Source organism: Micrococcaceae bacterium Sec5.8, from assembly GCA_039636775.1.
Lineage (GTDB): Bacteria > Actinomycetota > Actinomycetes > Actinomycetales > Micrococcaceae > Arthrobacter.
On record CP143429.1, the window covers coordinates 832,216 to 845,045 of the forward strand.

The following is a 12,830-nucleotide window of genomic DNA, read 5'->3' on the forward strand; positions in this document are numbered from 1 at the left end:
CTGCGAACCCCCGTCGGAAGTCCCGGGAGACGAGATCGCTGTACCTCGCTGTGCTGCGCCGTTGTGTAGCACACCTATGCCATAGCGACGGAGAGGATCCGAGCGCGTGAGGATCTCCTGGTGCGTCGTCGTCTCGTGAAACTGACCGCGGCTGGCTTCTTGAGATTCGAAGGTCAGCACCCCCGAGGAGCAGTCGAGTGGCGTCCCGGGGGGCGAGTCCGTGTCCACAGGACCAAATAACTCGCGCCGAACTGCCGCCTCGACGATACCGCGCGCCTCCAGCCCAGTCATACTGTCCCTCCCAGTGCTGCCCTGAGTGTCCCGGCTTCGATCAAAGCGAACAGCCTGTCGGTCGCTCGCGTCAGGCCAACATACAGCAGCGATTCGAAGTTCGGCATGGTGTGCCGGTCGATATCGGTAACCACCACCGCCCGTGCCTCGAGTCCTTTGAACGCTTGGATCGTACTGTAGGACAGTTGTCCCGGTCGCGACGCGCTGCCGTCAGCGGGTCGAAGCACCTGGCGGAGCCAAGTATCTGTTGTCCTACTCGCAGTAGAGTTCCCCTCAAGAGGGCTCAGCACCACGATCTCGTTCAGCTCAAACCCATCGTTGCGCAGGGTACGTACAGCGCTCACCAGCTGCTCAGACTGGTCGCTTCCGGACTTGTACGTGAATACGGACGGATCGAAGCCGTCGTCCAGCCGCCGGAATCGCTGATAGCCGGGTTGCAGCTTACTGAACGTGTTCACTTGGTAACCAATCCTCGGCAGGTTGCGACAGTTGGTGATGAGCCGATGCATAGTGAGCTGACCCACACGGCTACGGAGCAGCTCCCGCCCGGCTGGCGCATCGAATATCGCTTGCCGCTCGAAGTCGCCGAAAAGGAGCAAACGCCCGTCCTCAAGCCCACCGGCTACCATCAGATCAAGCACATCGAGGTAGGGCTCGCGAACGATGTCCTGGATCTCATCGACAACTAAGAAGTCGCTGACCAGTCCCTCGCCACCTTCCAGGAGCACCTCCATCGCCCGGTCCGGCAGCTCGCGCTCCCAGAAATCTGGCCCTGCTCCCGGGGGCGGCTGCACGCCGGCGATCCGCACCAGTTCCTTGTGGAGTGTGCCAACCGTGAGCCCAGGGAGGTCGTCCATATCGCTGACAAGGCGTCGCCCCAGGAACCGGTTGAAACACAGCAACCGCCCCGATCGACCCATGCTCACTTCCCTGCGTGCTGCCTCGGTCGCAAGGAGCGTCTTACCCGAGCCTGCCGGACCGGTGAAGAGGACCTGCCGGTTGTCCTGCATGGCGTCTAGCGCCTCGTACTGCTCCCCGATAAAGCTGATGAGCTCCTGCTCACGTACTCGTCGTCGATCGCCAGCCACTGTCGCTAGCTCGAAACGGGGGCGCAGGATCGACGCGATCCGGTCAGTCTGGGCTTGGTCCGGACCGACACCTCCATAGGAGAAGTACTGAATTTTCGCATCGAGATGCGCGTTGCCCTCCTCGAGCGTTCGTAAGATCGCCGCCGGAACCCCCTTGCGTAGATCCTCGGAGTCCAAAACCTGCCAGTCGTGCCACTCGGTCGATGAAGGCAGCATTGTCCGCGCGCGGACTTCAGTAAACCAAGCACAGCTCAGTAGCGGAATCGAGCGCAAGTCCAGGTTCTTGGACTCGAGGAAGCCTCGCAGGCTGTGCATGGCTTCATTCGCCTGCTTGAACGGATGCCGCGCAGTCGGCCGGTCATGACCGAGCTTCCACTGACCGTCATCGAGCACGGTGATGGTCTGGTGCGACTTCACTTCGATGACGAGCACCCCGTGGTCGGGCACGACGACGACGAAGTCAGCCTCGCCTTCTACTTGGCGGACGTGCTCGGCGATGGCTAGCGAATGCAACACGATCCAGCCCTCGGTATCTGGGCTCGAGGCAAGGGCTGCATAGAGCGCCTTCTCGCCGGGCGGCGCCGATTCTGGCCGGTAGGACGGCATCATTCGAGCCATTGTGCACCCCAATCTTCGAACGGCACCCTCGCATCATGCCGTGGAACAATCACCTGATGTGGCGAGATAGCGAGGACTCGCGTCGCGATGATGCCTCGGAACCCGTCTGCCTGAACGTCCAAGCTCAAGTGCCCCTCGCGTTCCAGCTCTGATAGATCCGCCGCAGAGACTGCAACCTCCAACTTTTCCCGCACGTCGGCGATCGCCTGATGGATCAACTGACGCAGCTTGGTCGCATAACCGAAGGTTGGTTGGATTGGAATCCGTAACCACCTAAGCAGAATCTCGAAGTCATGATCGCTATTCGGGCGGACGAGGTTCGGCTCTATCCACGCCGGCGCGCGATCGGCCGTGGTCATGCCTAGTTGTCGGAGTTCACTGACAACCGCCTTTCTGCCACGCAAAGTCAGGAGCCGGGAAAGCTCATCTTTCCAAGCATGCTGAGAAGCACTGACAGATTCTCCCTTGGCGCCAAGCAACCGCAGCGCGGCTGCATACAACACGCCTTGTTCCGTCTCGCCTTGTCGAAGCAACAGATATGTGCCGGGCCGGACTGCGTGTATGTCGCAATAGACGACTCGTTCCCCGCTTGGCTGGTTTGGGTCAAGCGCACGGATACGGTCCCCGTCGTCGAGCCAAATCGCCAAGTTACCGCTGAGCAGTACCTTCCATGCGACCACTTCCTCGCTGCTCGGCTCACGATCAGCCGGCTGCCGATTACCCCACAGGGGCATTGGAAGGAACTCCTCCTCAACCTCAGGCTCCACCGCCTCGGCAGAGGGCTCACCCAGATCACCTACGGTGAATGTCCGTGATTCAACTCGAATGGCGTTGTCGGCATACGGCGCGATCACGGACTCCGGAAGCGAGCGGTCGCCAATCCATGCAGGCATAAGGAAACTCACCCCATTCGCGGGCGGCGCCGTTACAAGAGATGACTTAAAAAAGCGCGGCGGCCCCACTGCAAAAGCCTGTTCCACTTGACGCTTCTCGCGGTGCAAGTCCCCAATCGTCATGACGGAAACGCCTAGGTCTCCAAGCCAAGCTTGAAGTCCTGCCCTCGCGGAACTGCTGGCAGGCACAACAACACAGTCACTCGGTCCTATTTCTTCGATAGAGCTCCACAGGACCGACCCGAGCAACGGTACTGCTTCCAAGGCCGCCTGTGCGGCGGCTGCCAGTTCGTCGAGTATTTCGTCGTTCGCGGCCGAACCGCGCAGCAGTCTCGCTTGCACCGATACCTGCTCGGCCGCATCGCGGAGACCAGCGTTCAGACTGATCGGCTGTGGCTGCGTCACTAGCCGCCATCGCATCGCATTGACCGCGCCAGCCAGATCGGTCCAAGGTGCCGGATCCCCCTCACGCATGATCGAAAGCAGTCTACGAGCAGCTGCGTTGAGGCGCGCTCCTCCGGAATCAGCGACCCGAACTATCTCGACACCGTTTCGCAGGAGTTCCGCACACGAGGCGTAGCGCGCGTTAAGTGCCTCAATCCGAGTCATAGCGCAACCGTGAACGCAAGAGCCTCAACACCGATTGGCGGTGTCCAGCCCAGGGTGTCGCGGATCGAGACGGGTTCCCCCCGCGTGTTTCGTAGCTGCACGATAATTTCGGCAGCCGTCTCATCCGCGACTGATCGATCCAGGACGCAGACCACAATTGGAGCCTCCATCTCAGCCAGATACTTGATCGCGCCGCTCCCATCCAACACGACCGCATCAATCTCCTTGGGTAACGGAAGAACCTCAGCGAGGCTAGCTGACGCGTACAGCCGTGTCGACCACGTCGGGACGCGCTCGTCCTTCGGGAGCAAGAGGGCTGCGATTTCATCCGGCGCAGACACGGTACAGCCGTCCTGTGCAAGGTACGCGCCGAAATCGTCATTCAGCCACTCGAGCGTTCCCACGATAGCCAGGTCCGTAGCTGGGCTCGCAAGACGCTGATCCCAGGTCTCCCGCAATCCCGCAAGATCGCAGACACTTCCTGGAACGGGCCGTCGTCCTCGCAAGGGCTCCGTAAGTTCAGGCAACACGGCGAGTGCACGAATCGACTCCGCCTGCCAATATGTACCGCCCACGTGAACGCGTGGACGCGCAACGTTGTCGTCAAATTCGTAAAAGTAGTCACTCAGAACCGCGCTCGAAGTGACGATCCTCACCGGAGTTCCACGCTCGAGGCTCCGCATGAGTTCGATCGGCGGCCGAATCTCAGGGGCAGGTCGCGTCATGGCCCATCCACAGCCAATTAGAGCGGCCGCGAAATCTCTCCTCGGTACCGAAACGACTACAACGAGTTGACGTCCTTCGTCTCGCTGAGCGGACCGCGCAAGTCGAGCGCCAAGAGCAACCAGTGATCCGATCCAAGATGCTCGATGTGCCGGCCCGTCAATGGCCTCTGCTAGGGCAAGCAACGCAGGCCCCGCACCCGGACACGCAGAAACCAATGTGGACCCCCTTTCTCGTAACTCATCACAGCCCTCTCTTCAGGATCATAGGGCGGCACGCCGACATCGCCTTTAAGACGCCGAACGCTAATTCGTCGTCCACCAAATGCGTCCCAACACCGCGATATGGCCGACCCCAGGCCGCAGCATCCGCGGCAGATTCCTAGCGCCTAGCCAGAGCACGGCGGTATGGAGGGCCAAGCAAGTCTTTCGTCGCGGGAGAAGATGAAGCCATCGGCAGTCCCCCGAGGGAGCGCCGGCGAATGTACCCTAGATCGGAGCTAACGAAGTCGAGCGTGCTAGGCCGGCATAAGGAACATGACGATTACGCTTCCTCTTTGTCTTTGGGTTCATCAATCCGCGGAGCTGGCTCCCGGCTCGCCTCATCGGGACGGGCCTGCCGCCACCTACGCCCACCGATAAGCGCCCCAGTGTTGTCTTCGGAAGGTACAACACGGACCGAGACGTACTCGTCCTGGCGCGGCACCGGAACACCGAGATCTTCAGCCAGCTGACGGTGATAGAGCCCACTGAGGATTAGATAACCCTCTGGCGCCAAGACGGAGCGGGAACCGCCGTTATAGCGCACCCGCTTCTGGTGATCTAGCTGACGGCTCACGGTCGCGACGATGTTGCGGTGGACAATCATGTCTACGGCCGCCCTGAATAGACGATGCGTGCGCTGCGTGCCAAAGCGACTATCAAAAATGTCGTCCACGACGTCACGCGGAAGCTGGAGCAACACGTTCGGGCGCAGTGGCGCATCCTTCCAGAGCCATTGAACAGAGTCCCTCCCCAAGACATTGAGTTGACTCTTCTTGTCCCGGTTGGTTGACTCCTTACGAACCTCTGCGGTAATGCGAATGAGGCCAAGGGACCAGACCGACTCCGCATCGCTACCCGTCACGACGAGGGCAAGCTCACCGAAAACCTCTGGGGGCAGCATCCAACTTCCCGACGTCTGACTCCACTTGGCGTCAACCTGGTGTCCGGAAATCCGGTAGTCCGTTGCATCTCCGCCCTCAAACTCGAACTCGCGCTGAGCGTTGATCTCCATGAGCGTGCCGAAATGGGTTTTCTCTGTCTTCATCAATTGATCCCAGCGATACCGACCCGTCTCTTGGCCGTTGTAGATCATGTCGTAGGTACGGCGAATTACGGATGCCCACCGCACACCGTCGGGGTCAAGCCGCATTAGCTCAGCGGCAACCTCATCGAGGGCAGGGTCCGATTTGGGGGCGAATATATCCATAGAGTGGCTCACCCGCTGAGCCTACATATAAGACTGGCTTCATCTACTTGCCGACACGTCCAAATGCAATTACGATTCCGCCGGTATTGGGGGAATTTGAACACGCACCCACTCACTGACCTCTGGCCACTCGTCAGGGCACGCACCAGGGACGTTGCACCACTTCCTGCTTGGGAACGACGCACAACCGCCTACTTCGCTTGCGACTCATAGGAAGTGCGGAGTTGTCCACGCTCGAAAGGGTGATTGACACCAACATACAGGACACCGACGACACTCGGGCTAAACTCCCCGAAGAACTGCAAGCGGAGTAGAGAGCCTAGCCAGACTGGAACTGGACGTACCGGTCACCTATTCACGATCGTCGGCTGCCTCCCGACGGGCTGCACGCACCTGGACCTCGCTTCCCCGACATCTGCCCATTCGTTTCGAAGGGACTGGGCAAAGTGTCTTGCGAGCATCCGGGAAACCTCATCAATGGAACACAAGGCCGGGCTAAATATGTGCTTTGGCGCCGACTCCACCGGGCTGGTCAGCGTCTGACGTGCAGGCATGAAGCCCAGAATGTCTCAGCGCTTGCACAGGTGTAGACGCGATAATCACTAGCTGACAGCTAGCAGCTCGCGCTCCACTGACTCCTCGAAGTTCATGGTGTCAACCGGCCGAACGCCAAGTGCCCTGGCAATCGACGTACCGATAGCAGCGGCAACCGGCGGAGGAAAGGCGTTGCCAATCTGGCGGTAGACCGATGTCTTTTTTCCTGAGAACTGCCAGTCCAAGGGGAATCCTTGGACACGGGCGACCATCTCATTGGTAAGACGAGGCACGTGCTCCAGAGGAGTGTCGGGGCCAGGCACCTCATTGGCTATGCCCTTACCGTCGACACCCAGCTGGAGCCATGCGGCCTTCGCTCGCGTAGGGCCCAAGTCAGCCCCTCCGTGTTTTTTGGATCCGCCGACAACTGTTGGGGCAATACCATCAGCCTTTCGTGCCCATGCTGCTGCTCCGGGCCAGTTGCGGCTCTCCATCATCGGCAACAGCACCTCGCCAACAGTCGGGGGAGCGCCGTGGGCAGACGGCCATTCAAAATTCTTCCCGTACCGCTTTTTTACGGCAACTAGGATAAATCGCGGACGAAGCTGGGGGACACCAAACTCACTGGAGTAGAACAACTTCCAGTCGGATTGGTACCCAAGAGTCTCTAAGGCGTCGAGGATCGACTGCCGGTAGGTGGAGAATCGTGCCGAGGCCAATCCTTTGACGTTCTCCAACATCACGGCAGAAGGATTGGCTTCCTTCACGAGACGGAGAGCCTCCGGAAATAGATCCCTCTCGTCATCGGCCCCTAGCTGCTTACCAGCAATGCTGAAAGGCGGGCACGGTACTCCTCCGGCCAGTAGGTCAATGCCTCTGTAGTCCTTGCCGCTGACTTCTCGAACGTCACCGTGGTGAACGTCCCAGGACGGTCGATTGAGCCGCAGAGTCGCAGCCGCGTCCGTGTCGATCTCGACGGCCAACGAATGGCCGAAGCCGGCTTGTTCCAGCCCTACTGACTGGCCTCCTGCCCCGGCGCAGATTTCGAGCACAGTGAGTTTGGAGGGGGTTGTCATGTCGTCCATCATCTCATTTCGGCTTGTTGGGTCTTGCCACTGAGACCCTGTGTCTCCAACTTTGCCGCGCACCTCCGACAAGAACGGACGGCATGGATCGCGAGCTGAGTGTCCGGCGATGGTCGGCAAGGCCCTACGCGTCAGGGTTGGATGAGGCCAGCGGCTCATAGCAACTTCGCTTAATCTGTAGGGCGAGAATCAGGAACATCACCAATGTCTATCTCCACGATTTCCCCGGTGCGGGAAGATGGATCCATGAGTAATTCTGGCCCCCGCGCCGGTGGGCCGTCCCCTCGAAGGTCGTTCACTCCGGCACAAAAATTGGCGCACTTGGATGCGTATCAACGGGCCTGCGACGACGGCACCGGAGGCGGGGCATACCTGCGCCGCGAGGGCCTGTATTCATCCCAAATCACCGAGTGGCGCAAGCTCCGCGACGCCGGCATCCTGGAGGGCAAGAAGCCTGGGGAAAAGATCGGCAAGCCCACTGCTGAACAGGCGGAAATCGGTCGTCTACGCCGGCAGCTGGAGGTGAGTGAACGCAAGCTGGCACGGACTGAAGCTGCGTTGTCGATTATGGAAAAAGCACGACTGCTTTTGGAGGATATCTCCGAAAGCGCGGAGCAGCAGTCCTGGTACAAGAAACCCTGATGTCTGCCTACACCGCCCTCACCGGCGCGGACATCCCAACCAGGGAAGCAGCCGTGATTGCCGGGGTCCCCAGGGCCACAGCGACCCGCAAAGTCCGAATCCCGGCGGAAGACCCGCGGCCCGCCCCGGCACCGGCAAATAAGCTCTCAGCGGCGGAGCGCGCTCACATCCTGGCGACCGTGAACTCGAAGGATTTCATCGATCTGCCGCCGGTGCAGATTTATGCCCGGCTCCTGGATGAAGGCATCTATTTGTGCTCAATCTCCACGTTCTACCGCGTTCTGGAGGAGAACCGGCAGGTCAAGGAACGCCGCCGACAGGCACGCCACCCGGCCCGGGCCGTCCCGGAGCTGGTCGCGACCGGCCCTGGGCAAGTTTTTTCGTGGGACATCACCAAGCTCGCCGGCCCGATCAAGGGCAAATACTACGATTGCTACGTCATGATCGACATCTATTCCCGCTACATTGTCGGCGCCTACGTCCATGCCCACGAGTCCGGGGAACTGGCCGTGGAAATGATGAAGGAGATCTTCGGTATCCACGGCATCCCGCAGATCGTCCACGCCGACCGTGGCACCTCCATGACGTCCAAAACAGTCGCCGCGCTGCTCTCGGATCTGGAGATCACCCGGTCCCATTCCCGTCCGCGCGTCAGCAATGATAATCCGTACAGTGAGGCTTGGTTCAAATCGCTGAAGTTCGCCCCCATATTCCCCGAACGCTTCGGGTCCCTGCCTGACGCGAGGGCCTTCATGGGCTCCTTCGTCGACGGGTATAACCACACCCATTGCCACACCGGAATCGGCCTCAACACACCGGCAGACGTGCACTACGGACTGGCCGCCGGCAAAGCCCTTGAACGCGCCAGAACCCTTGCCGCCGCACGGGCAAAAACACCCGAACGATTCACCACCAACAACGACCCCAAGATCATCACCATCCCCGACAGCGCCTGGATCAACAAACCAGCCGAGAAAACCGACACCAAAGCCGCAGCCTAACTCCCACTGGCCTCATTCACCTTGACAAATTCCGCCCCCCGCAGGACCCTAGGACTCTTCGAGCCGCAGGTTCCGTGTCCCATCAGAAGGTGGACGTGGCCTGACTTGTCGCGCCCGTCGGCTGTCTCCAGTGAAGGGGCCGCCCTCCTGGGCCGTGCAGCCGGACACCGCAAGGAGTTCTTGTACAGCTGTGCGTGTTCACGCGGTCAGGGCGCGGGCACTCATTCGAATGCCCGGGTTCCTGTTCGCCGGTGTCCCGTGGAATGAACGTTTGTGTAGGCGAGGTTGGCGGATTTCTCAGGCCTTCCTCCGGCGGAAAGAGTGTACTGACCAGTAGCTTTGCATCGCGAGGGAGCGATATTTCCGGGCGGACAGGGTTCGCCCGCGGAGCCCGTTTTCGTGCACATCCGTGCAAATCCATGGCCCCACAGGGCCTCGGGCTGCCTACCGTTGAGTATCCGGGCAACCTGGCTGACTCGCAGCACAGCGATTAATGCCGGCCCGCACCACCGCTGACACGCGAACAAAGAGGTTTCTATGTCACTGCTCACCAAAGTCCTGTCCACCGCCGCCGCTGCCGCCCTGGCCGGCTCCCTGGCCGTGGCCCCCGCCCATGCCGGACCTGTTGAGATTTCCCCGCAGGGTGCCAACGACTGGTCCTGCAAACCAAGCGCCGAGCATCCGTATCCGGTCATCCTGGTGCCGGGAACCTTCGAGAGCATGGACAAGAAGTGGTCCACCCTCTCGCCCTACCTCAAGAGCGCCGGGTACTGCGTCTTCGCCCTCAACTACGGCGAGACCAACGGCGTGTACGCCACCGCGCCGGTCGCCGATTCGGCGCAGCAGCTCGCCCCGTTCGTGGACAAAGTGCGTTCCGCCACCGGTGCCAAGAAGGTGGACCTCGTCGGCCACAGCCAGGGCGGCATGATGCCCCGCTACTACATGGGCTTCCTCGGCGGCGCCAAGAGCGTCCACCACCTCATCGGGATCGCACCCTCCAACCACGGCACCGAAGGCGTGACCGTCCCGCAGCCGGGCGCCGTCCCGGACCCCAACTACACCGGCGTAGGCTGTGCCGCCTGCGCCGACCAGCAGGCGGGGTCGCCCTTTATGCAGAAGCTCAACTCCATCGGCGACACCGTTGCGGGACCCTCCTACACCGTCATCTCCACCGTGAACGACGAAGTGGTCATTCCCTACAACAGCCAGTTCCTCAACGGGCCGGCGCGGCAGGTCACCAACATCACCATCCAGGACAAGTGCCCCGCCGACCCGATCGAACATGACCAGACGCCGAACGACCCCGTGGTGCACCAGTTCGTCGCCCACGCACTGGGCAGGGTGTCCGGTCCCGCTGATCCGGCCTACCAGCCCAACTGCATCTAGTAAGTGGCGCCGGGCTGGGGGGAGTGGCGCTACTGCAGCCCCGGCACCCCGTCCAGAATCTCAAACGACGCCTTCGTAGAAACGGGCGCACCCGGCGTCGTGACGTAGTCCAGTGTCCGGAAGTCAGCGGTCATCGCGTCCTTCGTGATGCGGGTGTTCACGTAGCCCCGGTTGTCGTTGTAGAACTTCAGGTGCGGGTTCCAGGCCATCACCGGATCCGCAGTGGATCCAGAGCCGTTGCCTGTAGATGTGATGGACGTGCACACCAGTTCCGAGCCCACGACGGGCGACGCCGGGTCCTTGTAGTCCACCTTGACGTCGTTGGCCCAGTTCCGGTGCACGTCGCCGGTCAGCACGACGGCGTTGCGCACGTTCGCGTCCACCCAGCCCTGGGTGATGCGGCGGCGCGACGCGGCATAGCCGTCCCACCCGTCCATGGAGACGTCGTCGATCTCCGGCGCCTTGTCCCGGTCCCGTTCGGCGAAGAACACCTGCTGGCCCAGGATGTCCCAGCGCTGCGTGGAGTTCCGGAAGCCGTCCAGCAGCCACTTCTCCTGCTCCGAGCCGGTGATGGTGCGGTCCTCGGCCAGACGCCCGGCCACGTTCTTCCTCCAGCCGTCGCCGGCGAGCTGGTCATCCCGGTATTGCCGGGTGTCCATCATGTGGAAGTTGGCCAGCTGGCCCCACTGGATGGTGCGGTAGATCTTCATGTCGAACCCGGCCGGCACGGACGAGGCCCGCAGCGGCATGTTCTCGTAGTACGCCTGGAAGGCCGCGGCCCGGCGCTGCCGGAAATGCTCGGTGGTGTCGTTCAGCTGCCCGGCGTCGGTGTTCTCCGGGATCTCGTCCGCCCAGTTGTTGTCCACCTCGTGGTCATCCCACACCACCAGCCACGGCGCCACCGCATGCGCGGCCTGCAGGTCGGCGTCGGCCTTGTACTGGGCGTGGCGCTGCCGGTAGCCGGCCAGGCTGGTGGTCTCCGGCCCCTCGTGGTCGCGCGGGTTGCCGCCGCCTATCACATAACTGTCCTTCTTGTACTCGTACAGATAGTCGCCCAGGTGCAGCACCAGGTCCGGGTGGTCCTGCGCCAGCCGCGCGTAGGCGGTGAAGTAGCCGTGCTCGTACTGCGCGCAGCTGGCGAACGACATGGCCAGCGCCGCCGGCGTCTCGTGCAGCGCCGGGCTGGTCAGGGCGCGGCCCACCGGGCTGATGTGCCGGCCGGTGCGGAAGCGGTAGAAGTATTCGCGCCCCGGCCGCAGGCCGCGCAGCTCCACGTGCACGGAGTGCGCGGTCTCGATCCGGGCCCGCTCGACGCCGCGTGCTACTACCTTCCGCATGCCGGCGTCCTCCGCCACTTCCCACGCCACCGCGACGTTGCGCGATGGCATCCCGCCCAGGCCGTTCCCGGCCACCGGGTCCACAGCCAGCCGGGTCCAGATCACGAAGCCGTCCGGCCAAGGCTCGCCGGAGGCGATGCCCAGCAGGAACGGATCAGTGCGGAGGCCGGCGTCGTCCGCGGTGGAGGTGGCGACGGCGGCACCCGGCCAGGCGGCGACGAGCCCGGCCCCGAGGCCGGCGGAAAGAACGGATCTGCGTGAAATGTTGTCCATGCCTCCGACCGTACGGAGGGTGGTTGGACAAGGTCTGAGGGCGATATGAATGCGCGGTTAACTGCGTGACAAGATCTGTTGAGTGGGTCACCACCCGCGTTGAAAAAGGGTATGCAGCTCAGGCCCCGAGCTCGTGAGCTAGTTCGGTGATGCTCGATGCCGAGAGGTCCCAATCGCTCTCCGGCGTCAGATCCGCAACCTGGCCCGGGCCGTATTCGGTGGGGCGGGCGATGAACGCCGTCGCCAGCCCGGCCTCCCGGGCAGCACGCAGGTCACTGTTGTGGGCGGCCACGAGCATCACCTCACCGGGCCTGAGGTCCAGGAACTCCGCAGTCCGAAGGTATGCCGCCGGCAGCGGCTTGTACGTGCGCGTCATGTCCGAGCCGATGATCACGTCCCACGGAAGCCCGGCGTTTCTGGCCATGTCCACCAGCAGCGAGGTGTTGCCGTTGGAGAGGGGACCCACGATGTAGCCTCGGCGGACGGCGGCCAGGCCCACCAGGCTGTCCGGCCACGGGGGCAGGCGGTGCCAAGATCTGTTCAACGCCTCCAGGGTTGTTGCGTCCAGCTGATCCGGATCGAAGCCGTGGCGGCGGAGCACCTGGTCCAGGTTTTCGCGGTGGAGTGTGTCCAGGGTGGCGAATTCACGGGATCCGGAGCGGATGGCCTCCATTGCCGGCTGGTAGAGGGCGCGCCAGTCATCGGCGAACGCCCCGGCGTCGAGATCCTGCCCATGTGTCGCGGCGAAAGCGGCCGCCTGCCGGGCGACGCCGGTGCGCCAGTCCACTACCGTGCCGAAGGTGTCGAACAGGACGGCGCGGACCCCGCACCCGGTTGACGGTGAACGGTATGGCTGGATCGTCATATCCTGTCTCCTTCC

At 62.2% G+C, this 12,830-nt stretch carries 8 protein-coding genes and 1 pseudogene; 2 read left to right on the forward strand and 7 right to left on the reverse strand.

Features of this window, described 5'->3' with window-relative positions; translation table 11 throughout:
- Positions 1 to 287: 287 nt before the first annotated feature.
- The 5 genes from VUN84_03900 to VUN84_03920 form a co-directional block, all read right to left on the reverse strand.
- Positions 288 to 1,988: an NERD domain-containing protein gene (locus VUN84_03900; GenBank protein ID XAS64828.1), complete on the reverse strand. Its 1,701-nt coding sequence runs from the start codon at positions 1,986 to 1,988 to the stop codon at positions 288 to 290.
- Positions 1,985 to 3,295 (reverse strand): hypothetical protein, encoded by a 1,311-nt coding sequence (locus VUN84_03905; GenBank protein XAS64829.1) that lies wholly within the window; start codon positions 3,293 to 3,295, stop codon positions 1,985 to 1,987. The genes VUN84_03900 and VUN84_03905 overlap by 4 nt, the downstream gene beginning before the upstream one ends.
- A 200-nt stretch (positions 3,296 to 3,495) precedes the next feature.
- Complete coding sequence (locus VUN84_03910; protein XAS64830.1) at positions 3,496 to 3,903, reverse strand: hypothetical protein; 408 nt, start codon at positions 3,901 to 3,903, stop codon at positions 3,496 to 3,498.
- 862 nt (positions 3,904 to 4,765) lie between these two features.
- Positions 4,766 to 5,704 (reverse strand): NaeI family type II restriction endonuclease, encoded by a 939-nt coding sequence (locus VUN84_03915; protein XAS64831.1) that lies wholly within the window; start codon positions 5,702 to 5,704, stop codon positions 4,766 to 4,768.
- A gap of 590 nt (positions 5,705 to 6,294) precedes the next feature.
- Positions 6,295 to 7,302, reverse strand: coding sequence for a DNA cytosine methyltransferase (locus VUN84_03920; protein XAS64832.1), 1,008 nt, complete (start codon positions 7,300 to 7,302; stop codon positions 6,295 to 6,297).
- Between the two features lie 255 nt (positions 7,303 to 7,557).
- Between VUN84_03920 and VUN84_03925 the strand changes: the two are divergent.
- Together VUN84_03925 and VUN84_03930 are read left to right on the forward strand one after the other, a co-directional pair.
- Positions 7,558 to 8,954 (forward strand): annotated as a pseudogene (locus VUN84_03925) (IS3 family transposase).
- A gap of 537 nt (positions 8,955 to 9,491) precedes the next feature.
- Entirely contained in the window at positions 9,492 to 10,340 is an 849-nt protein-coding gene (locus VUN84_03930) for an alpha/beta fold hydrolase (GenBank protein XAS64833.1), read from the forward strand.
- Between the two features lie 29 nt (positions 10,341 to 10,369).
- Here VUN84_03930 and VUN84_03935 read toward each other — a convergent pair whose 3' ends face one another.
- Positions 10,370 to 11,950 carry an alkaline phosphatase D family protein gene (locus VUN84_03935; protein ID XAS64834.1) on the reverse strand — a complete coding sequence of 527 codons (1,581 nt, stop codon included), beginning with the start codon at positions 11,948 to 11,950 and terminating at the stop codon, positions 10,370 to 10,372.
- A gap of 118 nt (positions 11,951 to 12,068) precedes the next feature.
- Positions 12,069 to 12,815: a haloacid dehalogenase type II gene (locus VUN84_03940; GenBank protein ID XAS64835.1), complete on the reverse strand. Its 747-nt coding sequence runs from the start codon at positions 12,813 to 12,815 to the stop codon at positions 12,069 to 12,071.
- Positions 12,816 to 12,830 lie beyond the last annotated feature (15 nt).

What these genes read in the sequence shown, in the direction of transcription:
- VUN84_03920 (XAS64832.1), bottom strand. Translation starts at nt 7,302, where the DNA reads ATGACAACCCCCTCCAAACTCACTGTGCTCGAAATCTGCGCCGGGGCA.
- VUN84_03940 (XAS64835.1), bottom strand. Translation starts at nt 12,815, where the DNA reads ATGACGATCCAGCCATACCGTTCACCGTCAACCGGGTGCGGGGTCCGC.
- VUN84_03930 (XAS64833.1), top strand. Translation starts at nt 9,492, where the DNA reads ATGTCACTGCTCACCAAAGTCCTGTCCACCGCCGCCGCTGCCGCCCTG.
- VUN84_03935 (XAS64834.1), bottom strand. Translation starts at nt 11,950, where the DNA reads ATGGACAACATTTCACGCAGATCCGTTCTTTCCGCCGGCCTCGGGGCC.
- VUN84_03900 (XAS64828.1), bottom strand. Translation starts at nt 1,988, where the DNA reads ATGATGCCGTCCTACCGGCCAGAATCGGCGCCGCCCGGCGAGAAGGCG.